The sequence below is a fragment of the Pseudomonas mucoides genome (genome assembly GCF_015461845.1).
In the GTDB taxonomy this organism is placed as follows: Bacteria; Pseudomonadota; Gammaproteobacteria; order Pseudomonadales; family Pseudomonadaceae; genus Aquipseudomonas; species Aquipseudomonas mucoides.
The window spans coordinates 1,206,259-1,228,562 of sequence record NZ_JACOPW010000001.1 but is presented as its reverse complement, the minus strand read 5'-3'; the positions used below and the strand labels follow the sequence as shown (position 1 = coordinate 1,228,562).

The window sequence follows — 22,304 nt, the reverse complement described above, 5'->3', positions numbered from 1 at the left end:
TTATGGCTTGAATAGGGGAGCGCTTTTGTTTGCAGTGGCCACGGAGCTGGCACCCTTGTTGCTAACACCTCAGTACCCGCCGAGTGAGTGTCAAAAAATTGCGGGTCGCCAACGAGAGTAGATCATGAGCCAAGGTATTGAATTTAATCGGTTGATGCTGGATATGCGCTCCATGCAAATGGATGCCATGTCTGCGCCGAAATCGACTGCCGCAGTCCCTGAATTGGGTGGCAGCAGCTTTTCCGACATGCTCGGTCAAGCCGTCAATAAAGTGAACGACACTCAGCAGGCATCCAATCAGCTGGCCAGTGCCTTCGAAATCGGCAAAAGCGGCGTCGACCTGACGGACGTGATGATTTCCTCGCAGAAGGCCAGCGTGTCTTTCCAGGCGTTGACGCAAGTGCGCAACAAACTGGTTCAGGCTTACCAAGACATCATGCAGATGCCGGTTTAAGGACGAATTGAGTCATGGCAGAAGCAGTCGCCGATAACGTTCCGGCCAAGGCCACCCCAATAGACGGCAAACCGCCGCTGTTCGGGTTGTCCTTCCTGGAAAACCTCTCCGAGATGACCATGTTGCGTCAGGTAGGCCTGTTGGTCGGCCTGGCTGCGAGCGTGGCGATTGGTTTTGCCGTGGTGCTGTGGTCGCAGCAGCCGGACTACCGGCCTCTGTACGGCAGCCTTGCCGGTATGGATGCCAAGCAGGTCATGGACACCCTGGCCTCCGCCGATATTCCTTACACCGTTGAACCGAACTCCGGTGCCTTGCTGGTCAAGGCCGATGATTTGTCCCGTGCACGACTGAAACTCGCGGCGGCTGGTGTCACTCCCAGCGACGGCAACATCGGTTTTGAAATCCTCGACAAGGACCAGGGTCTGGGGACCAGCCAGTTCATGGAAGCGACCCGTTATCGTCGCGGCCTCGAAGGCGAACTGGCGCGGACCATTTCCAGCCTGAACAACGTCAAGGGTGCCCGCGTGCACCTGGCGATTCCGAAAAGCTCGGTGTTCGTGCGTGATGAACGCAAGCCAAGCGCTTCGGTACTGGTTGAGCTGTATTCCGGTCGTTCGCTGGAACCGGGCCAGGTGATCGCGATCATCAACCTGGTCGCGACCAGTGTTCCTGAACTGAGCAAATCGCAGATCACCGTCGTCGACCAGAAGGGCAACCTGCTGTCGGATCAGGCGGAGAACTCCGAACTGACCATGGCCGGCAAGCAATTCGATTACAGCCGCCGCATGGAAACCATGCTGACCCAGCGCGTGCACAACATCCTGCAACCGGTGCTGGGCAACGATCGCTATAAAGCCGAAGTGTCTGCCGATGTTGATTTCAGCGCCGTCGAGTCGACCTCCGAGCAGTTCAACCCGGATCAGCCGGCGTTGCGCAGCGAGCAGTCGGTCAATGAACAACGCACCGCCAGCAATGGCCCGCAAGGTGTGCCGGGTGCCTTGAGCAACCAGCCACCGTCGCCAGCCTCGGCACCGCAAACCACCGGCGGCTCGACGGCCTCGGCCGGCATGGTGCAGCCAGGCCAGCCGTTGATCGATGCCAACGGTCAACAAATCATGGACCCGGCCACCGGTCAGCCAATGCTGGCGCCGTACCCGGCGGACAAGCGTCAACAATCCACCAAGAACTTCGAACTCGACCGTTCCATCAGCCACACCAAGCAACAGCAGGGCCGATTGAATCGCCTGTCGGTGTCGGTGGTGGTCGACGATCAGGTCAAGGTCAACGCGGCTAACGGCGAAACCACCCGTGCGCCGTGGAGCGCCGACGAATTGGCGCGCTTCACTCGCCTGGTGCAGGACGCGGTCGGTTTCGACGCCAGCCGTGGCGACAGCGTCAGCGTGATCAACATGCCGTTCTCCGCAGAACGCGGTGAAGTGATTGCCGACATTCCGTTCTACTCGCAGCCGTGGTTCTGGGACATCGTCAAGCAAGTGCTGGGCGTGTTGTTCATCCTGGTGCTGGTGTTCGGTGTGCTGCGTCCGGTGCTCAACAACATCACCGGTGGCGGCAAAGGCAAGCAACTGGCCGGCATCGGCAGCGACGTCGAGTTGGGTGGCATGGGCGGCCTGGACGGCGAACTGGCCAACGACCGCGTCAGCCTCGGCGGCCCGCAAAGCATCCTGCTGCCGAGCCCGAGCGAAGGCTATGACGCACAGTTGAATGCAATCAAGAGTCTGGTGGCAGAAGACCCGGGTCGCGTGGCCCAGGTCGTGAAAGAGTGGATTAACGCAGATGAGTGATAACCGAGCCGTTGCCGCCAAACTGACCAAGGTCGACAAAGCCGCGATCCTGCTGCTGTCCCTCGGTTCGACCGATGCTGCCCAGGTGTTGCGCCACATGGGGCCTAAAGAGGTCCAGCGCGTGGGTGTAGCGATGGCCCAGATGGGCAACGTGCACCGCGAGCAGGTCGAACAGGTCATGAGCGAGTTCGTCGACATCGTCGGCGACCAGACCAGCCTGGGCGTCGGTTCCGACGACTACGTGCGCAAAATGCTCACTCAGGCATTGGGCGAAGACAAGGCCAACGGCCTGATCGACCGTATCCTGCTGGGTGGCAACACCAGCGGCCTCGACAGCCTGAAGTGGATGGAACCGCGCGCCGTCGCCGACGTGATCCGTTACGAGCACCCACAGATCCAGGCCATCGTGGTCGCGTACCTTGACCCGGATCAGGCCGGCGAAGTGCTCGGCAACTTCGACCACAAGGTACGCCTGGACATCATTTTGCGAGTCTCCTCGCTGAACACTGTGCAGCCAGCGGCCCTGAAAGAACTCAACCAGATTCTCGAGAAGCAGTTCTCCGGCAACTCGAATGCCTCGCGCACCACCCTGGGTGGCATCAAGCGTGCGGCCGACATCATGAACTTCCTCGACAGCTCGATCGAAGGTCAACTGATGGACTCGATCCGCGAAGTCGACGAAGACCTGTCCGGTCAGATCGAAGACCTCATGTTCGTGTTCAACAACCTGTCCGATGTCGACGACCGCGGGATTCAGGCGTTGCTGCGCGAAGTGTCTTCCGACGTGCTGGTGCTGGCCCTCAAGGGTTCGGACGAAGGCGTCAAGGAAAAGATCTTCAAGAACATGTCCAAACGGGCGGCCGAACTGTTGCGCGACGACCTCGAGGCCAAAGGCCCGGTGCGCGTCAGCGACGTGGAAACCGCGCAGAAAGAAATCCTCACCATTGCCCGCCGTATGGCCGAAGCCGGAGAAATCGTTCTCGGCGGGAAGGGCGGCGAAGAGATGATCTAAGGTCACTATGTCGTCCAAACATGATGAGTCCCAGACCGACCTGATTCGCGGCAAGCACGTTGCCGGTTTCGACGTCTGGGCGCTGCCCAGTTTCGACCCTTTCGTCCCGGAACCCGAGCCAGAACCTGAGCCCGAGCCGCCGGAGATGGAAGAAGTGCCGCTGGACGAAGTCCAGCCACTGACCCTCGAAGAACTCGAAGCGATTCGCCAGGAAGCCTACAACGAAGGCTTCGCGGTGGGCGAGAAAGAAGGATTCCACAGCACCACGCTCAAGGTTCGTCAGGAAGCCGAAGCAGCGTTGGCGCCGAAGATTGCCGGTCTTGAGCAGCTGATGGTCAACCTGTTCGAGCCTATCGCCGAGCAGGACACCTTCATTGAGAAGTCCCTGGTCGACCTCGTGCAGCACATCACCAAACAAGTGATTCAGCGCGAACTGGCCATCGACTCGACGCAGATCGAACACGTCATGCGTGAAGCGCTCAAGCTGCTGCCGTTGGGCGTGGGCAATGTGCGCCTGTACATCAATCCGCAGGACTTCGAACAAGTCAAAGCCCTGCGCGAGCGCCACGAAGAAACCTGGCGCATCGTCGAAGACGAGTCGCTGTTACCTGGCGGTTGCCGGGTTGAAACCGAACACAGCCGTATCGACGCCACCGTCGAAACCCGCGTCGCCCAGGTCATGGCCAAACTGTTCGATCAGTTGCACGATCAGGCGTTGCATCCGTCTGCGCCGGATCTGCATCTGGAACTGCCGGTCGATGAAAAGCCTGCTGTCGCGCCGGTCGACGCGGAACTGGACGTCCCTGATGCGCCTTGACCGCACCAGCTTCGCCAAACGCCTGGGCGGTTACGCCGAGGCCACTGAACTGGCTGGCGCGCCGATCCTTGAAGGCCGCTTGCTGCGCATGGTCGGCCTGACCCTCGAAGCCGAAGGCTTGCGCGCCGCCATGGGCAGTCGCTGCATGGTCATCAACGACGACAGCTACCACCCGGTGCAAGTCGAAGCCGAAGTGATGGGCTTCTCCGGCAGCAAAGTCTTCCTGATGCCCGTCGGCAGCGTCGCGGGTATTGCGCCCGGTGCCCGTGTGGTCCCGCTGGCCGATACCGGTCGTTTGCCAATGGGCATGAGCATGCTCGGTCGGGTGCTTGATGGCGCCGGTCGTGCGCTGGACGGCAAGGGCGGGATGAAAGCCGAAGACTGGGTGCCGATGGACGGCCCCACCATCAACCCGCTCAAGCGCGAACCGATCAGCGAACCGCTGGATGTCGGCATTCGTACGATCAACGGGTTGTTGACGGTCGGTCGCGGTCAGCGGCTCGGGCTGTTCGCCGGTACCGGTGTCGGTAAATCGGTGTTGCTGGGCATGATGACGCGCTTCACCGAAGCCGACATTATCGTCGTCGGGCTGATCGGTGAGCGGGGTCGAGAAGTTAAAGAATTCATCGAGCACATTCTCGGTGAAGAAGGGCTCAAGCGTTCCGTGGTCGTGGCGTCGCCGGCGGACGATGCGCCGCTGATGCGTCTGCGCGCGGCGATGTACTGCACGCGTATCGCCGAATATTTTCGCGACAAGGGCAAGAACGTCCTGTTGCTCATGGATTCCCTGACCCGTTTCGCCCAGGCCCAGCGGGAAATCGCGCTGGCCATCGGCGAACCGCCCGCCACCAAGGGCTACCCGCCGTCGGTGTTCGCCAAGTTGCCCAGACTGGTGGAGCGCGCCGGTAACGCCGAGAAGGGCGGTGGTTCGATCACGGCGTTCTACACCGTGTTGTCCGAAGGTGATGACCAGCAGGACCCGATTGCCGATGCTGCGCGAGGCGTGCTCGACGGCCACATTGTGTTGTCCCGGCGTCTGGCCGAAGAAGGTCACTACCCGGCCATCGACATCGAAGCGTCCATCAGCCGGGTCATGCCGTCGGTGGTCAGTCCGGAACACATGGCTCGCGCGCAGATGTTCAAGCAGTACTGGTCACGCTATCAGCAGAGTCGCGATTTGATCAGCGTCGGCGCGTACGTGCCGGGCGGTGATCGTGAAACCGACACCGCGATCTCCCTCCAGCCAGCCATGGTCACTTACCTGCGTCAGGGTTTGAACGACAACATCGGCATGGGCGCCAGCGTCAACCATCTCGCGTCCATCTTCGCTCCTGCCGCGGGCGGCTAACCGGCCATGGCACTGAGCCGAGCCGCGCGCCTGGCGCCCGTGGTGGACATGGCCGAAAAGGCCGAGAAAGCCGCAGTCATGCGCCTCGGGCATTTTCAGGGTCAGGTGCGAGTGGCGGAAAGCAAGCTCGCCGACCTTGAAGCCTTCCGCCTCGAATACCAGGAACAATGGATCGTGCGCGGCAGCAGTGGCGTTTCCGGCCAGTGGTTGCTGGGGTATCAGGGCTTCCTGGCGCAACTCGGTACGGCCATCGATCAGCAGCGGCAGAGCCTGAACTGGCACCAAAACAACCTGAACAAGGCGCGCGATACCTGGCAGCAGGCGTTTGCCCGTGTCGAAGGCCTGCGAAAACTTGTACAGCGCTACATGGACGAGGCACGGCAGCTGGAAGACAAGCGTGAGCAGAAATTGCTCGATGAGTTGTCGCAGCGCTTGCCCAGACAGGATCCGTATTGAATCAGTGGTTCCGTGTCATCGTTCTTCACGGGCAAGCCACGCTCCCACAGGTCTTGTGTTGATCGTATTTGCTTTGCACGACACGAATCCTGTGCGAGCGAGGCTTGCCCGCGAAGGCGTACTCGAAGACACTGCAAACTATCAATCTTGCTCCCCTTCCAACCAAGTGCTAAACCTTGTACAGCACGTTAGCCAATGACAGGGAAGCCGTTAAATGTCAGTCAATGCAGAAGTCTCCCAGGATGGGAAAAAGCTCACGATTTCGATCAAGGGGCGATTCGATTTCGCCAAGCACCAGGAATTTCGTGAGTCGTACGAGCGTCACAATGGCGGAAAAATGCCGAATTCGGTCGTGGTTGACTTAAAAGAAGCGACCTACCTCGACAGCTCCGCGCTGGGCATGTTGCTACTGTTGCGGGATCACGCCGGGGGTGACAACTCCGACATTCGCGTGGTCAACAGCAATTCGGACGTGAGAAAGATCCTCGCCATCTCCAATTTCGACAAGCTGTTCAACGTCACTTGACTGCCATGCAGTCGCTCGAACCCCTGACGATCCTCATCGCCGAAGACAGCGCGGCCGATCGCATGCTGCTGTCGAGCATTGTCCGCCGCCAGGGCCATAACGTGCTGACGGCCGCCAATGGTGCCGAGGCGGTCGAAACGTTTCGTCAGCAGCAACCGCACCTGGTGTTGATGGACGCGATGATGCCGGTGATGGACGGTTTCGAGGCGGCACGGCAAATCAAGCTGCTCGCCGGGGAAACCCTGGTGCCGATCATCTTCCTGACCTCGCTTACCGAAAGCGAAGCCCTGGCCCGATGCCTGGAGGCTGGCGGCGACGACTTTCTGGCAAAGCCTTATAACCCAGTGATCCTCGCCGCCAAGATCAAGGCGATGGATCGCTTGCGTCGCTTGCAGGCCACGGTGTTGCAGCAGCGCGACCTGATCGGCAGGCATCATGACTATCTGCTCAATGAGCAGCGGGTGGCCAAGGCGGTTTTCGACAAGGTCGCGCATTCCGGCTGCCTGAATGCACCGAATATTCGCTACCTGCAATCGCCTTATGCGCTGTTCAACGGTGATCTGCTGCTGGCTGCCTTTACCCCGGCGGGCGACATGCACGTGCTGCTGGGGGATTTCACCGGCCATGGTTTACCCGCGGCCGTGGGCGCCATGCCCCTGGCCGAAGTCTTCTATGGCATGACCGCCAAGGGTTACGGCCTGTCCGAAACCCTGCGCGAGATGAACGCCAAGCTCAAACGCATCTTGCCGGTGGACATGTTCTGCTGCGCAACCTTGCTGTGCCTGAGCTTTCAGCGACGCTCGGTGGAGGTCTGGAATGGCGGAATGCCGGATGGGTATCTGCATTCCATCGCCACGGGTGAACGCAAGCCGCTGACGGCCCGTCACTTGCCACTGGGCGTGCTGAGCCCGCAAACGTTCAATGACCGCACCGAAGTGTTCCCGATGGCTGTCGGGGACCGAGTGTTCCTGTTGTCCGACGGGGTCATCGATACGTGCGATGGCAATGAGCAGTTGTTTGGTGTGGACCGGTTGCAGCAGGTGTTTGCAGCCAATCGTCAACCTGACGCATTGTTTGGGGAAATCAAGCAGGCGCTGCGCAATTTTGGCGGTGAGGCCCGGGATGATGTGAGCATGGTCGAGGTCAGCCTGCTGGAGGCGACGCAACTGACGCCGCCGGCGCTGGTGTACTCCGACAGCGGCCAGTCCTGTCCACTGGACTGGTCGGTGAATTTCGAGTTTCGCGCCGAGACCCTCAAACGCTTTAATCCGCTGCCGTACCTTTTGCAGTTACTGCTTGAGGTCCACGGGTTGCGGGCTCAAAGCGGCGCGCTCTACAGTGTGCTCGCCGAGCTGTACTCCAATGCGCTGGAGCACGGCGTGCTGGGGTTGGACTCAAGCCTCAAGCGCGATGCGTCGGGTTTTGCACGCTATTACCAGCTACGCAATGAGCGGTTGGAGGGATTGCAGGACGGTTTTGTGCGGGTGCATTTGCAGGTGACGCCAGAAGGCAAGGGCGGTTGCCTGGTCGTTCGGGTTGAAGACAGCGGCAAGGGATTTGACGTGGCGCGTGTGCTGGAACGCCCCCTGGATGGCGTCCGTTTGTCGGGACGTGGTGTCAGTCTTGTCCGCCAGTTGGGCCGTAACGCCAGTTGGTCTGACGAGGGTCGTTGCGCACGCGTGGAGTTTTCCTGGGAGGCTCTGGCATAATTCACCCATTCTTGATCAAGGAGTGAGCAAGTGGCTGACACACATCTGGACCCAAACGTGCTGAGCGCGTTGCAGGAAGTGATGGAGGATGAGTATCCGGAGCTACTGGATACGTTCATTCGCGACTCCGAAGAGCGTTTGAAGCTTCTGCAGAATTATGCCGATGCCATGCAACTCAGGGATGCTGCCCACAGCTTCAAAGGCAGCAGCAGCAACATGGGCGCCACTCGCCTGGCTGAGCTGTGTCATGAGCTGGAGCAGCGCGCCAACCAAAAGAGCCTCGCGGGCATTGAAAAGCTGGTGGGGGAAATCGACGGCGAATTCGCCATCGTCCGACCGCTTTACGAGGCAGAAAAACAGCGTTCTCTCTCCGAGTAACCTGACCACCCGGCGCTTTTAGCGCCGGATGGTTAAACCTGGCTCGACCCTTGCAGACATCTCGCTCACTGTACCTACGATCCCAGTGCAGCGGAGACCGTTTATGCCCGTTACCCCTAATTCACTTCTTCAGGCCAGCACAGCGGCCAAGACGCTTGCCGCGTCCGCCAATACCCCGGCGGTGGCTGCCGAGCCAGGGGACAAGGCGTCCAGCTTTGCTGAGGTCTACGCCAATCAGGCTCAAGACAAGCCTGTCGCGGCCGTTGATAAACCGGCCAAGCCAGCGACGGACAATGCGCCGCAAGGCACTGCAAAAACAGACGGCAGCAGTGACAAGGCTGCCGCCCCGGAACCTGTGGTTGCCGATAGCGGCAATTCCTTGCCCGCCGAAAAACCGGCGCCGGCCGAGGACGCAGCCGCCATTGATGTCGCACCGGATACCTCCGAGACGCCGGTGGCCGACACCGCGCCAGCCGACCCAAGCCTCGATCCGTCCCTTGATCCAGCCTTGATGGCAGTCGTGCAGCCGGTGATCGCGGCACCCGTCGAGCCCGCTGCGCCGGTGGCCGTTACCGCACAACCGGCAGTGGCATCACCCGTTGCGGCGACCACGGCTGCCGCCCCTGCGCAAACGGCTCCTGCGCCCGTCGCTGCAACCGCCGACAGTGATTTCGATCCTGAAGCCGATCCGCTCGATGCCCTGCCGGCAGTGCGCCTGGCCATGGAGCAGAGTGGTCACGTTTCCGCGTCCAGCCAGTCCCAGCCCAAAGCGTCGCCGGCCCAGGCCCAGGCTGACGGCGAACTGACCTCGGCGCAGAATTTTGCCGCCGGCATGGCGAACATGCTCGACGTGCAAGCCGACAAGGACAGTACCAGCCAGGGCGGCGAGAAGGCGTTCAGCGGTCTGATCGATGACGGCCTGAAAGACCTGAAATCCGCCAGCAGCGACACCCGTGTCGATGACTTCGCCAACCGTCTGGCGGCATTGACTCAGGCGGCCACGCCGAAAACAGCCAACGCCTTGCCGGTGAATCAGCCGATCGCCATGCACCAGAGTGGCTGGACCGAAGAAGTGGTCAATCGGGTCATGTACCTCTCCAGCGCCAATCTCAAGGCGGCCGACATTCAGTTGCAACCGGCCGAACTGGGGCGCTTGGACATTCGGGTGAACATGGTCCCGGATCAACAGACTCAGGTCACCTTCATGAGTGCCCATCCAAGCGTTCGTGAAGCGCTGGACAGCCAGATGCATCGCCTGCGTGACATGTTCACCCAGCAGGGCATGGGGCAAGTCGACGTCAACGTGTCCGACCAGTCCCGTGGCTGGCAGGGACAGGGCCAGGAACAGGCGCAACAGGGGCAGGGTGGTCGCACCCATGCCAGTGGTGGTCGCCTCGACTCAATGGATGAAGAACTCGCGCCGACGGTGGCTGAAGTGGCGCAAGCTGCTACCAGCGTGATTGGCTCCAGCGCCGTCGACTACTACGCCTGATAAAAACGCAAAACCCTTGTAGGAGTGAGCCTGCTCGCGATAGCGGTGTAACAGTCAACGAAGCGGTTGAATGTTACTGCCTTATCGCGAGCAGGCTCGCTCCTACATTTTTTGTGGTGTCCCTGAAATCCCCGCCCAGCGCCCTCCCGACACTTCTGGCATAACACTTGCTCTTGCCTTGCCGTGCGACTGTGAAAACCCGAATAGTGACGGATTATTGGCATGGCGAAGAGCGAAGCAGTAGTAAAAGACCCCGCAACCAAAGGCAAGATCAAGCTGATTGTTTTGATCGTGGTGGCCTTGCTGCTGGCGATCGGCATGTCCGTGGGGGCGACCTGGTTCTTCATGCACAGCGCCCAGAGCAAACCGGTTGCGGCGGAAACCGCCGTGGTCGGCAAGCAGCCCGCGATTTTCGAGCCCATGGCGCCGGCCTTCGTGGCTAACTACAACCAGAATGGCCGTCAGCGCTACATGCAGGTGAGCATCACCATGCAGGGCCGCAACCAGGCCGATCTGGACGCGCTCAAGGTGCACATGCCGGTGATCCGCAACAACCTGGTCATGCTGTTCTCCGGTCAGGATTTCAACACCCTGGCCACGCCGGTTGGCCAGGAAATGTTGCGTCAGAAGGCCACGGCCAGCGTGCAGGAAGTGGCGCAAAAAGAACTCGGCAAAGTGGTTATCGAACAGTTGCTTTTCACTAATTTCGTACTGCAGTAGGAACACGACATGGCCGTGCAGGACCTGCTGTCCCAGGATGAGATCGATGCGCTGTTGCATGGCGTCGACGATGGTCTGGTACAGACCGATAACGTTGCTGAGCCCGGCAGCGTCAAAAGCTACGACCTGACCAGCCAGGATCGCATCGTCCGCGGACGCATGCCGACCCTGGAAATGATCAACGAGCGTTTCGCCCGCTACACCCGCATCAGCATGTTCAACATGCTGCGCCGCTCGGCGGACGTTGCCGTCGGTGGTGTGCAGGTGATGAAGTTCGGCGAATACGTGCACTCGCTGTACGTGCCGACCAGCCTCAACCTGGTCAAGATCAAGCCGTTGCGCGGCACTGCGCTGTTCATCCTCGACGCCAAGCTGGTGTTCAAGCTGGTGGACAACTTCTTCGGCGGCGATGGCCGTCACGCCAAGATCGAGGGGCGTGAATTCACCCCGACCGAACTGCGCGTGGTGCGCATGGTGCTGGAGCAGGCCTTCGTCGATTTGAAGGAAGCCTGGCAGGCGATCATGGAAGTGAACTTCGAGTACATCAACTCGGAAGTGAACCCGGCCATGGCCAACATCGTCGGCCCCAGCGAAGCGGTGGTGGTGTCGACCTTCCACATCGAACTCGATGGCGGTGGCGGTGACCTGCACGTGACCATGCCGTACTCGATGATCGAGCCGGTGCGCGAAATGCTCGACGCCGGTTTCCAGTCGGACCTCGACGATCAGGACGAGCGCTGGGTCAACGCCCTGCGTCAGGACGTGCTGGATGTCGACGTGCCGATCGGCGCTACGGTTGCGCGTCGCCAGTTGCGCTTGCGCGACATCCTGCACATGCAGCCGGGGGACATCATCCCGGTCGAGATGCCGGAAGAAATGATCATGCGCGCCAATGGCGTGCCTGCGTTCAAGGTCAAGATGGGCTCGCACAAAGGCAACCTTGCGTTGCAGGTGATCGAGCCGATCGAGCGCCGCTGACCGGCGCTCAAACCTCCTTGTTTTAACAGACTGCTACTAACCGAATTTTTGCCCGCCGAGGACAAATGATGAACGACGATATGAACGCGCAGGACGACCAGGCGCTGGCTGATGAATGGGCTGCGGCCCTGGAAGAAACCGGTGACGCCGGTCAGGACGATATCGACGCCTTGCTGGCCGCCGATACCGCTGGCTCGTCGTCCAACCGTCTGCCGATGGAAGAGTTCGGCAGCGTGGCGAAGAACAACGACCCGGTGAGTCTGGAAGGTCCGAACCTGGACGTGATCCTTGATATCCCGGTGTCGATTTCCATGGAAGTGGGCAGCACCGACATCAACATCCGTAACCTGCTGCAACTCAACCAGGGTTCGGTGATCGAGCTCGATCGTCTGGCCGGTGAGCCGCTGGACGTACTGGTCAACGGCACGCTGATCGCTCACGGCGAAGTGGTCGTGGTCAACGAGAAGTTCGGCATTCGCCTGACGGACGTGATCAGCCCAAGCGAACGCATCAAGAAGCTGCGCTAAGTGAAAAAGGTTCTGGGGTGTGTACTGGCGATGCCCTTCAGTGCGCTGGCCGCCGAGACGGTTGCGACCGCTACGACGGCGGCCGCGCCGGCGGTCAGCAGTGGCGTGGCCGGGCAATTGACGCAGTTGGTCTTCGGCTTGCTGCTGGTGCTGGGGTTGATCTTCTTCCTCGCCTGGCTGTTGCGCCGGGTCCAGCAGGCCGGGCCGGCCGGCAAAGGGCAGGTGATCGAGTTGATCGGTTCCCGCGCACTCGGTCCCCGTGATCGTCTGATGCTGGTGCAGGTCGGCAACGAACAGATTCTGCTTGGCCTCAGTCCTGGCACCATCACCGCGTTGCATGTGCTCAAAGAGCCGGTGCAAGTGCCGGGCGTGACTGAAAAAGCGACCCCGGAGTTTGCCCAGCGTCTATTGGAGATGCTCGGCAAGGATCAAAAGGATAAGAAGTAATGGGTGCGTTACGCATCGTCTTGACGCTGGCCCTGATGCTGGCTGCGCCGCTGGCGTTCGCCGCCGATCCGTTGTCGATCCCTGCGATCACCTTGGGCACCAACGCCAATGGTGCTCAGGAATACTCGGTCAGCCTGCAAATCCTGCTGATCATGACCGCGCTGAGTTTCATCCCGGCGTTCGTCATGCTGATGACCAGCTTCACGCGGATCATCATTGTCTTCTCGATCCTGCGCCAGGCCCTGGGCCTGCAACAGACACCGTCGAACCAGATCCTCACGGGCATGGCGCTGTTTCTGACGCTGTTCATTATGGCGCCGGTGTTTGACCGGGTGAATCAGGACGCCTTGCAGCCGTATCTGGCGGAAAAACTGACCGCCCAGGATGCCGTCGCCAAGGCTCAGGTGCCGATCAAGGACTTCATGCTGGCGCAGACGCGCAGCAGCGATCTTGAATTGTTCATGCGCCTGTCCAAGCGCACCGACATCGCGTCGCCCGATCAGGCGCCGCTGACCATTCTGGTGCCGGCGTTTGTCACGTCTGAGCTGAAAACCGCGTTCCAGATCGGCTTCATGATTTTCATTCCGTTCCTGATCATCGACCTGGTGGTGGCCAGTGTGCTGATGGCGATGGGCATGATGATGCTCTCGCCACTGATCATTTCCCTGCCGTTCAAGATCATGTTGTTCGTGCTGGTGGATGGCTGGGCGTTGATCATCGGTACGTTGGCGAGCAGCTTCGGCGGTGTCTCGCCATGACGCCGGAAGTCGCGGTAGACATCTTTCGCGAAGCGCTGTGGCTGACCACGATGATGGTTGCCGTGCTGGTGATCCCGAGCCTGCTGGTCGGCCTGTTGGTGGCGATGTTCCAGGCCGCCACGCAGATCAACGAACAGACCCTGAGCTTCCTCCCGCGCTTGCTGGTCATGCTGGTCACGCTGATCGTTGCCGGCCCATGGCTGGTGCAGACGTTCATGGAATACATCCTGCAGTTGTACGGCAGCATTCCTCAGGTCATTGGCTAAACCATGCCGTCGCTGTTGCAGCTGACCGACACCCAGATCAGTACCTGGGTGGCGACGTTCATGTTGCCGCTGTTTCGCATCGGCGCCCTGCTGATGGTCATGCCGGTGTTCGGTACAACGCTGGTGCCCAAACGTGTGCGTTTGTACTTTGCGTTGGCGATCACCGTGGTGATCGCTCCGGGGCTGCCGCCGATGCCGCCGGTCAATGCGCTGGACTTGAGTGGGCTGCTGCTGATCGCCGAGCAGATCCTGATTGGCGCGATTCTGGGTTTTTCCTTACAGCTGTTCTTTCAGGCCTTCGTGGTCGCCGGGCAGATCGTTTCCATTCAGATGGGCATGGGCTTCGCGTCGATGGTCGACCCCACCAACGGCGTTTCGGTGGCGGTGATCGGGCAGTTCTTCACCATGCTGGTGACACTGCTGTTCCTGTCTATGAACGGGCATCTGGTGGTGTTCGAAGTCCTGACTGAAAGCTTCACCACCCTGCCGGTTGGCAGCGGATTGTTGGTCAATCATTTCTGGGAACTGGCCGGCAAGCTCGGCTGGGTCCTCGGTGCGGCGTTGTTGTTGGTGTTGCCAGCGATCACGGCGCTGCTGGTAGTCAACATCGCGTTCGGCGTGATGACCCGGGCCGCGCCGCAGCTGAATATCTTCTCTATCGGTTTTCCGCTGACCCTGGTGCTCGGGCTGTTCATCGTCTGGGTCGGGCTGGCGGACATCATCAATCAGTATCAACCGCTGGCCACCGAGGCCTTGCAGTTTTTACGCGAACTCGCACGGGCGCGCTGAGTCATGGCTGAGAGCGAAAGCGGTCAGGACAAAACAGAAGACCCCACGGAGAAGCGCAAAAAAGACTCACGGGACAAGGGTGAGATTGCGCGTTCCAAGGAGCTCAACACCCTGGCGATCATGCTCGCCGGCGCCGGCGGCCTGCTGGTTTTCGGCGGCGCCCTCGCGCAGGAAATGATGGAGCTGATGCGGATGAACTTCACGCTCTCGCGGGAAGTGATTCTGGATCAACGCAACATGGGCACCTTCCTCCTGCATTCGGGGCAGATTGCGCTGGTGGCGATTCAGCCGTTGATGATCACCTTGCTGCTGGCCGCGTTGATCGGTCCGATTTCCCTGGGTGGCTGGTTGTTCGCAGCGGGTTCCATGGCACCGAAGTTCAGTCGCATGAATCCTGGCGCGGGGCTCAAGCGGATGTTCTCGGCCAAGGCCATCGTCGAGCTGCTCAAGGCGTTGGCGAAGTTTCTGATCGTGCTGTTCGTGGCACTGGCGGTGTTGTCTTCCGACATCGACGACCTGATGCGCATCGCGCACGAGCCGTTGGAGATGGCGGTCATTCACAGCCTGCAAGTGGTGGGCTGGAGCACCTTGTGGATGGCCTGCGGGCTGATCATCATCGCCGCCGTCGACGTGCCGGTGCAGTTGTGGGAAAGCCACAAGAAACTGCTGATGACCAAGCAGGAGGTGCGCGACGAGCACAAGGATCAGGAAGGGCGGCCGGAGGTCAAACAGCGCATCCGCCAGTTGCAGCGCGAGATGTCGCAACGGCGGATGATGGCGGCCATTCCCGAGGCCGATGTGGTCATCACCAACCCGACCCACTACGCCGTGGCGCTCAAGTACGACCCGGACAAAGGCAGCGCGCCGGTGCTGCTGGCCAAGGGCAGTGACTTCCTGGCCTTGAAAATCCGCGAAATCGCCGTGGCCAACAATGTCTTGCTGCTCGAATCGCCCGCCCTGGCGCGTTCGATCTATTACTCCACCGAGCTGGAGCAGGAAATACCCGGTGGCCTGTACCTGGCGGTCGCCCAGGTATTGGCTTACGTCTACCAGATCCGCCAGCACCGCGCCGGCAAAGGCAAGCCGCCTGAGCCGCTCAAGGATGACCTGCCGATTCCACCGGATCTGCGCCGCGACTCCTGACCCACCCCTGGAGCAGCTGTCGAGCCTCGCAGGCTCGACAGCTGCTACAAAAAAACTCCAATCAATCCCTCTATTTACCTCCTCTGCAAAAGTTGGAAGGCTTCTTGCAATAGCCGCTTTGCGCCAGCTTCAGGCGTCAAAAGTTTGCTTTAAAGGAACGGGGAAAACCGTGGATCGCTCTCAGTTATTCAACAGTGCTCGCACAAACGTTGCCGACTTAAGTCGGGGCAATCTGGGCGTGCCGTTGTTGCTGCTGGTCATGCTGGCCATGATGATGCTGCCGGTGCCGCCGTTCCTGCTGGACGTGTTCTTCACGTTCAATATCGCACTGTCGATCGTCGTTTTGCTGGTCTGCGTCTACGCCTTGCGGCCGCTGGACTTCGCGGTGTTCCCGACCATTCTGCTGGTCGCGACGTTGCTGCGACTGGCGCTGAACGTGGCCTCCACGCGGGTGGTGATGCTCCACGGTCAGGACGGCCACGCCGCCGCCGGTAAGGTGATCCAGGCCTTCGGTGAGGTGGTGATCGGCGGTAACTACGTGGTCGGTATCGTGGTCTTCGCGATTTTAATGATCATCAACTTCGTCGTGGTGACCAAGGGTGCCGGGCGGATTTCCGAGGTGAGCGCGCGCTTCACCCTCGATGCGATGCCCGGCAAACAAATGGCAATCGACGCCGATTTGAACGCCGGCCTGATTGATCAGAACCAGGCCAAACTGCGCCGGATGGAAGTCGCCCAGGAGGCTGAGTTCTACGGTTCCATGGACGGTGCCAGCAAATTCGTGCGCGGTGACGCCATTGCCGGCCTGTTGATTCTGTTCATCAACCTGATCGGCGGCATGGCGGTCGGTATCTTCCAGCACGGCATGACCTTTGGCGATGCCGGTCGGGTGTACGCGCTGTTGACCATCGGTGACGGTTTGGTGGCGCAATTGCCATCACTGCTGTTGTCCACGGCCGCCGCGATCATGGTGACCCGTGCTTCCGGTTCGGAAGACATGGGCAAGCAAATCAATCGCCAGATGTTCGCCTCGCCGAAAGCGTTGGCTGTCGCGGCGGGACTGATGGCAGTGATGGGCCTGGTGCCCGGCATGCCGCACTTTTCCTTCCTGAGCATGGCTGCTCTCGCTGCCGGTGGTGCGTACCTGTTCTGGAAGAAGCAGAACGTGGTCAAGGTCCAGGCGCTGCAAGAGGTCAAGCGTCAGCAGGAACTGCTGCCATCGCCGGCCCGCGCCATGGAGACCAAAGAGCTGGGCTGGGATGACGTCACGCCTATCGACATGATTGGCCTGGAAGTCGGCTATCGCCTGATTCCGCTGGTAGACCGCAATCAGGGGGGGCAACTGCTGGCGCGGATCAAGGGCGTGCGCAAGAAGCTGTCCCAGGACCTGGGCTTCCTGATGCCGACGGTGCATATCCGTGACAACCTCGACCTGGCGCCGAGTGCCTACCGCCTCACGCTCATGGGCGTGATCCTGGCAGAAGCCGAGATTTACCCGGATCGCGAACTGGCGATCAACCCGGGGCAGGTCTACGGCACGCTTAATGGCATAACCGCCAAAGATCCGGCTTTTGGCCTGGAGGCGGTCTGGATCGAAATCAGCCAGCGCGCCCAGGCGCAATCGCTCGGTTATACGGTGGTCGATGCCAGTACCGTGGTTGCCACGCACTTGAACCAGATCCTGTACAAGCACTCCAGCGAACTGATCGGTCATGAAGAAGTCCAGCAACTCATGCAATTGCTGGCCAAAAGCTCGCCTAAACTGGCTGAAGAGCTGGTGCCGGGCGTGGTTTCGCTGTCGCAGCTGCTCAAGGTGTTGCAAGCGCTGCTGGCCGAACAGGTGCCTGTGCGCGACATTCGCAGCATCGCCGAGGCGATCGCCAACAACGCCGCCAAGAGTCAAGATACTGCCGCTTTGGTGGCCGCTGTGCGGGTCGGTGTATCCCGCGCAATCGTCCAAAGCATTGTAGGTACTGACTCCGAGCTACCAGTGATCACCCTGGAGCCAAGGTTGGAACAGATATTGCTCAATAGTCTTCAGAAGGCAGGACAAGGCTCGGAAGAGGGCGTTCTGCTGGAGCCAAGCATGGCAGAGAAGCTGCAGCGCTCGTTGATCGATGCGGCGCAGCGTCAGGAAATGCAAGGTCAGCCGGTGATTCTGCTGGTGGCCGGCCCGGTTCGCGCCATGTTGTCGCGATTTGGCCGACTGGCAGTCCCGGGTTTGCATGTGTTGGCTTATCAGGAAATCCCTGACAACAAGCAAGTGACCATCGTTGCGACAGTAGGGCCCAACGGCTGAGGTAGTGGTTTATGCAAGTTAAGCGTTTTTTCGCCGCCGATATGCGTCAGGCCATGAAACTGGTTCGTGATGAGCTGGGCGCCGATGCCGCCATTATTGGCAATCGCCGGATCGCCGGCGGTGTCGAGCTGACGGCTGCGCTGGATTACAAATTGTCGGCGCTGGCCCCGCGCGTTCCGAACATGGAACTCGAGGATGAGCTGCGCAAGACCCAATCGCGCATTGTGACTGCCCAGGCCGAATTGAGCCTGCGTGGCGATGGCGAGACCGAAGGCGACAAGACCACCAATCGCCAGTTGTTCGCCGGCCTGCCACTGACCGCTGCCGAGCCATTGATCGAACCGACCTACGCCGAACCGCGTCGCTCGGCGTCTGCCCCGGCACCGGCTGCTGGCGGCGTTGATCCACGCGCGTTCGACTCGATGCGCTTCGAACTCAACAGCCTGCGTGAACTGATGGAAGTACAGCTCGGTTCGCTGGCCTGGAATCAGCTGCAAGGCAGTCGTCCGGCCCAGGCCAACCTTTGGCGTCGCCTGCAACGCATCGGCCTGTCCGGCCCGTTGTCGCGCGATCTGCTGGCCATGATCGGTGATATCGATGAGCCCCGTCAGGCCTGGCGCATGTTGCTGGCGCACCTGGCGCGGATGATTGCCACACCGGAAGTCGAGCCACTGGAAGAGGGCGGCGTGATTGCCATGGTCGGCCCTGCCGGCATGGGCAAGACCACCACCCTGGCCAAGCTCGCGGCCCGTTACGTGCTCAAGTACGGCGCGCAGAACATCGCGCTGGTGAGCATGGACAGCTTTCGCATTGGCGCCCAGGAGCAGCTCAAGACGCTGGGGCGCATTCTCAATGTGTCGGTGACCCACGTCGATCCGGGCCAGTCGCTGGTTCAGGCGCTGGAGCCACTGCTGCGCAAACGCGTGGTGCTGATCGATACCGCAGGCCTTCAGGCCAGCGATCCCGCCCTGCGCATGCAGCTCGAAAGCCTGGCCGGGCGTGGCATCAAATCAAAAAATTACCTGGTGCTCGCAACCACCAGCCAAAAACAGGTTCTAACAGCCGCTTATCACAGTTACAAGCGCTGCGGGCTCGCTGGCTGCATCCTGACTAAACTGGATGAAACGGCAAGTCTGGGCGAGGTGCTGAGCCTGGCGATCAGTCATGAATTGCCGGTGGCGTACCTGACCGATGGCCCGCGGATTCCGGATGATTTGCATCTGCCGCGCCGTCATCAGTTGGTCAGTCGCGCCGTGAGCGTGCAAATGCAGGAAGAACCCAGCGAAGAAGCCATGGCTGATATGTTCGCTGATATTTACCACAGCCCGACCAAGCAGGTTGGCTAAGGTAGTCATGAACAGTTTTTGTACCTACATCGATGGTCTGCCATGCATTGTTCCATTTGCGAACGCGCAGCCAGTAATGTGGCCTCCGTCTATGCAAGACAAGGTAAAGAAATAACATGGGCAGCATGCATCCCGTACAGGTGATCGCGGTGACCGGCGGCAAAGGTGGCGTCGGCAAGACTAACGTGTCAGTGAATTTGTCACTGGCCCTGGCTGAACTCGGCCGTCGCGTCATGCTGTTGGACGCTGACCTGGGCCTGGCGAACGTCGACGTTCTGTTGGGACTGACACCCAAACGTACCCTGGCCGACGTGATCGAAGGCCGCTGCGAGCTGCGCGACGTTCTGTTGCAGGGCCCGGGCGGTATTCGAATTGTTCCGGCCGCGTCCGGTACCCAGAGCATGGTTCATTTGAGCCCGGCTCAACACGCCGGCCTGATCCAGGCGTTCAGCGACATCGGCGACAACCTCGACGTATTGGTGATCGACACCGCTGCGGGCATAGGTGACTCGGTAGTCAGTTTTGTTCGCGCAGCGCAAGAAGTCTTGCTGGTGGTCTGCGACGAGCCGACCTCGATCACCGACGCCTACGCGCTGATCAAACTGCTTAACCGCGATTACGGCATGAACCGCTTCCGTGTCCTGGCCAACATGGCCCAGAGCCCGCAAGAAGGTCGCAACCTGTTCGCCAAGTTGACCAAGGTCACCGACCGCTTTCTCGACGTTGCCTTGCAATACGTCGGCGCGGTGCCTTACGACGAAAGCGTGCGCAAGGCTGTGCAGAAACAACGTGCCGTGTATGAAGCCTTCCCGCGTTCCAAGTGCGCCCTGGCGTTCAAGGCCATCGCGCAGAAAGTTGATACCTGGCCGCTGCCTGCCAACCCGCGCGGGCACCTTGAGTTTTTCGTCGAGCGCCTCGTGCAACAGACCGCAGGACCCGTCCTATGACAGCCAGTGGCTACAACCTCTACAAGAAGTCGGCACGTGACGCGCAGTACGAGCTGATCGAGCGTTACGCGCCACTGGTCAAACGCATTGCTTACCACTTGCTGGCCCGTCTGCCGGCCAGTGTCCAGGTTGAAGACCTGATCCAGGCCGGGATGATCGGCCTGCTCGAAGTATCGACCAAATACGACGCCAGCAAAGGCGCCAGTTTCGAGACGTACGCGGGCATACGAATCCGCGGCGCCATGCTCGATGAAGTACGCAAGGGGGACTGGGCGCCACGTTCGGTCCACCGAAATACCCGTATGGTCAGTGACGCAATTCGCTCTATTGAAGCTAAAACCGGCCGTGACGCTAAAGATCACGAGGTTGCGGCCGAACTCCAATTGAGTCTCGACGATTATTACGGGATTTTGAACGACACCCTGGGCAGCCGCTTATTCAGTTTCGACGATCTGTTGCAGGACGGCGAACACGAAGGGCTGCACGAGGATGGCGCGAGTGCTCATCTCGAGCCGTCACGCGATCTGGAAGATGAACGCTTCCAGGCGGCGCTGGCGGACGCGATTGCCAATTTGCCGGAGCGCGAGCGACTGGTGTTGGCGCTGTACTACGACGAAGAGTTGAATCTCAAGGAAATCGGTGAGGTCCTGGGGGTCAGCGAATCGCGGGTCAGCCAGTTACACAGCCAGTGCGCGGCCCGTTTGCGGGGGCGTTTGGGGGAGTGGCGAGCGCGCTGAAGGCAGTGTGGGGACACTGCGAACGGGGCTGGTGCGGATTTGAACGGCACCGGTCGCGATCTGTTGTGCTCCAGACAGTCATCGAGTGAATTGCCGAATTGATTGAAATGGCGCGTCCAGGTGCTGGGCGCGTTTAAGACTGCTTGGAGGTCGAATTGGACAAGAACATGAAAATCCTCATCGTTGATGACTTCTCAACGATGCGGCGGATCATAAAAAACCTGTTGCGTGACCTTGGGTTCACCAACACGGTCGAGGCTGACGATGGCACTACCGCCATTCCGGTTCTCAACAGCGGGAGCATCGACTTTCTGGTAACGGACTGGAACATGCCTGGCATGACCGGTATCGATCTGCTGCGCCACGTGCGCGCCGATGAAAAGCTCAAGCACCTGCCGGTGTTGATGGTGACCGCTGAAGCCAAGCGCGAGCAGATCATCGAAGCGGCCCAGGCCGGTGTAAACGGCTATGTGGTCAAACCCTTCACGGCCCAGGCGTTGAAAGAAAAAATCGAGAAGATTTTCGAACGCATCGGTTGATCCACTGCGCCACGGGGGAGCTATGGAGCATAAAGAATCTTCACAGGGCGATTTTGAATCGACCCTGAAAAAACATGCCGTCGAACTGGTCGCCAGCCTTGAAAAAGGCAGGTTCGGCGAGGCTGTGCAACTGATCCATGAGCTCAATCAGACCCGTGACCGTGGCCTGTATCAGGAAGTGGGCAAGCTCACTCGCGAGCTGCACAGCGCGATCGTCAATTTCCAGATTGACCCGAACATGCCGCAAGCCGAGGAAGTGTCGCAGATCACGGACGCCACCGAGCGCCTGGGGTATGTGGTCAAGCTGACCGAGGCCGCGGCCAACCGCACCATGGACCTGGTGGAAAGCGCCACGCCGCTGGTCAACAGCCTGAGCGAAGAAGCCCAGGCGTTGAGCACGGACTGGAGCCGGTTCATGCGCCGCGAAGTCGGGGCTGAAGAGTTTCGTGAGCTGGCCCGCCGCGTCGACGGTTTCCTGACACGCAGCACCGAGGACAACCGCACGGTGTCGAGCAACCTCAACGACATCCTGCTGGCTCAGGATTACCAGGACCTCACCGGTCAGGTGATCAAGCGCGTGACCCAGTTGGTCACCGAAGTTGAAAGCAATTTGCTCAAGCTCGTCCTCATGGCCAGCCAGGTAGACCGCTTTGCGGGTATCGAACATGACCGTGAATCGATGCTCGCCGAAAAAGATCCACAAAAACATCTCTCTCAGGGTGAAGGTCCGCAGATTCATGCCGATAAAAGAGAAGACGTTGTGTCCGGTCAGGACGATGTGGACGATTTGCTATCCAGCCTGGGATTTTAGCGT

24 protein-coding genes are annotated in these 22,304 nt (G+C 60.2%); all 24 read left to right on the top strand.

What is annotated here, in order from left to right:
* Positions 1 to 124: 124 nt before the first annotated feature.
* Positions 125 to 454: a flagellar hook-basal body complex protein FliE gene (fliE, locus tag H8F22_RS05825; RefSeq protein WP_008072611.1), complete on the top strand. Its 330-nt coding sequence runs from the start codon at positions 125 to 127 to the stop codon at positions 452 to 454.
* Between the two features lie 14 nt (positions 455 to 468).
* Entirely contained in the window at positions 469 to 2,256 is a 1,788-nt protein-coding gene (gene fliF, locus H8F22_RS05820) for a flagellar basal-body MS-ring/collar protein FliF (protein WP_059181381.1), read from the top strand.
* Positions 2,249 to 3,268 carry a flagellar motor switch protein FliG gene (gene fliG, locus H8F22_RS05815; protein ID WP_007894195.1) on the top strand — a complete coding sequence of 340 codons (1,020 nt, stop codon included), beginning with the start codon at positions 2,249 to 2,251 and terminating at the stop codon, positions 3,266 to 3,268. Before fliF ends, fliG begins: the two co-directional genes overlap by 8 nt.
* Positions 3,269 to 3,275: 7 nt before the next feature.
* Positions 3,276 to 4,085, top strand: coding sequence for a flagellar assembly protein FliH (fliH, locus tag H8F22_RS05810; RefSeq protein ID WP_027922355.1), 810 nt, complete (start codon positions 3,276 to 3,278; stop codon positions 4,083 to 4,085).
* Positions 4,075 to 5,433 carry a flagellar protein export ATPase FliI gene (gene fliI, locus H8F22_RS05805; protein ID WP_027922356.1) on the top strand — a complete coding sequence of 453 codons (1,359 nt, stop codon included), beginning with the start codon at positions 4,075 to 4,077 and terminating at the stop codon, positions 5,431 to 5,433. The genes fliH and fliI overlap by 11 nt, the downstream gene beginning before the upstream one ends.
* A 6-nt stretch (positions 5,434 to 5,439) precedes the next feature.
* A complete protein-coding gene (gene fliJ / locus H8F22_RS05800; RefSeq protein ID WP_027922357.1) occupies positions 5,440 to 5,889 on the top strand; it encodes a flagellar export protein FliJ in 450 nt (149 codons plus the stop codon).
* A 214-nt stretch (positions 5,890 to 6,103) separates the two neighbouring features.
* Positions 6,104 to 6,415, top strand: coding sequence for an STAS domain-containing protein (locus H8F22_RS05795; protein WP_027922358.1), 312 nt, complete (start codon positions 6,104 to 6,106; stop codon positions 6,413 to 6,415).
* A 5-nt stretch (positions 6,416 to 6,420) separates the two neighbouring features.
* Complete coding sequence (locus H8F22_RS05790; protein ID WP_027922359.1) at positions 6,421 to 8,124, top strand: ATP-binding SpoIIE family protein phosphatase; 1,704 nt, start codon at positions 6,421 to 6,423, stop codon at positions 8,122 to 8,124.
* 30 nt (positions 8,125 to 8,154) lie between these two features.
* Positions 8,155 to 8,502, top strand: coding sequence for an Hpt domain-containing protein (locus tag H8F22_RS05785; RefSeq protein WP_027922360.1), 348 nt, complete (start codon positions 8,155 to 8,157; stop codon positions 8,500 to 8,502).
* Positions 8,503 to 8,605: 103 nt separating this feature from the next.
* Positions 8,606 to 9,994: a flagellar hook-length control protein FliK gene (locus H8F22_RS05780; protein WP_194939830.1), complete on the top strand. Its 1,389-nt coding sequence runs from the start codon at positions 8,606 to 8,608 to the stop codon at positions 9,992 to 9,994.
* A 222-nt stretch (positions 9,995 to 10,216) separates the two neighbouring features.
* On the top strand, positions 10,217 to 10,714 hold the full coding sequence (gene fliL / locus H8F22_RS05775) for a flagellar basal body-associated protein FliL (RefSeq protein WP_027922362.1): 498 nt from the start codon (positions 10,217 to 10,219) through the stop codon (positions 10,712 to 10,714).
* Between the two features lie 9 nt (positions 10,715 to 10,723).
* Positions 10,724 to 11,692 (top strand): flagellar motor switch protein FliM, encoded by a 969-nt coding sequence (gene fliM, locus H8F22_RS05770; protein WP_027922363.1) that lies wholly within the window; start codon positions 10,724 to 10,726, stop codon positions 11,690 to 11,692.
* Between the two features lie 68 nt (positions 11,693 to 11,760).
* Positions 11,761 to 12,219 (top strand): flagellar motor switch protein FliN, encoded by a 459-nt coding sequence (fliN, locus tag H8F22_RS05765; protein ID WP_027922364.1) that lies wholly within the window; start codon positions 11,761 to 11,763, stop codon positions 12,217 to 12,219.
* Positions 12,220 to 12,666, top strand: coding sequence for a flagellar biosynthetic protein FliO (gene fliO / locus H8F22_RS05760; RefSeq protein WP_059181378.1), 447 nt, complete (start codon positions 12,220 to 12,222; stop codon positions 12,664 to 12,666). It abuts the gene before it with no gap.
* On the top strand, positions 12,666 to 13,424 hold the full coding sequence (gene fliP, locus H8F22_RS05755; protein ID WP_027922366.1) for a flagellar type III secretion system pore protein FliP: 759 nt from the start codon (positions 12,666 to 12,668) through the stop codon (positions 13,422 to 13,424). The genes fliO and fliP overlap by 1 nt, the downstream gene beginning before the upstream one ends.
* Positions 13,421 to 13,690: a flagellar biosynthesis protein FliQ gene (gene fliQ, locus H8F22_RS05750; protein ID WP_007948918.1), complete on the top strand. Its 270-nt coding sequence runs from the start codon at positions 13,421 to 13,423 to the stop codon at positions 13,688 to 13,690. The genes fliP and fliQ overlap by 4 nt, the downstream gene beginning before the upstream one ends.
* Before the next feature lie 3 nt (positions 13,691 to 13,693).
* Positions 13,694 to 14,479: a flagellar biosynthetic protein FliR gene (gene fliR, locus H8F22_RS05745; protein ID WP_027922367.1), complete on the top strand. Its 786-nt coding sequence runs from the start codon at positions 13,694 to 13,696 to the stop codon at positions 14,477 to 14,479.
* Between the two features lie 3 nt (positions 14,480 to 14,482).
* The gene (gene flhB, locus H8F22_RS05740; RefSeq protein WP_059181377.1) at positions 14,483 to 15,622 is read left to right on the top strand and encodes a flagellar biosynthesis protein FlhB; all 1,140 of its coding nucleotides are present in this window, start codon (positions 14,483 to 14,485) and stop codon (positions 15,620 to 15,622) included.
* 169 nt (positions 15,623 to 15,791) lie between these two features.
* Positions 15,792 to 17,921, top strand: coding sequence for a flagellar biosynthesis protein FlhA (flhA, locus tag H8F22_RS05735; RefSeq protein WP_027922369.1), 2,130 nt, complete (start codon positions 15,792 to 15,794; stop codon positions 17,919 to 17,921).
* 11 nt (positions 17,922 to 17,932) lie between these two features.
* On the top strand, positions 17,933 to 19,267 hold the full coding sequence (gene flhF, locus H8F22_RS05730; protein ID WP_194939829.1) for a flagellar biosynthesis protein FlhF: 1,335 nt from the start codon (positions 17,933 to 17,935) through the stop codon (positions 19,265 to 19,267).
* Between the two features lie 116 nt (positions 19,268 to 19,383).
* Entirely contained in the window at positions 19,384 to 20,214 is an 831-nt protein-coding gene (fleN, locus tag H8F22_RS05725) for a flagellar synthesis regulator FleN (RefSeq protein ID WP_003222917.1), read from the top strand.
* Complete coding sequence (gene fliA, locus H8F22_RS05720; RefSeq protein WP_007894214.1) at positions 20,211 to 20,951, top strand: RNA polymerase sigma factor FliA; 741 nt, start codon at positions 20,211 to 20,213, stop codon at positions 20,949 to 20,951. Before fleN ends, fliA begins: the two co-directional genes overlap by 4 nt.
* Positions 20,952 to 21,118: 167 nt before the next feature.
* Positions 21,119 to 21,490, top strand: coding sequence for a chemotaxis response regulator CheY (locus H8F22_RS05715; RefSeq protein ID WP_003183998.1), 372 nt, complete (start codon positions 21,119 to 21,121; stop codon positions 21,488 to 21,490).
* A 22-nt stretch (positions 21,491 to 21,512) separates the two neighbouring features.
* Positions 21,513 to 22,301, top strand: coding sequence for a protein phosphatase CheZ (locus tag H8F22_RS05710; RefSeq protein WP_027922371.1), 789 nt, complete (start codon positions 21,513 to 21,515; stop codon positions 22,299 to 22,301).
* Positions 22,302 to 22,304 lie beyond the last annotated feature (3 nt).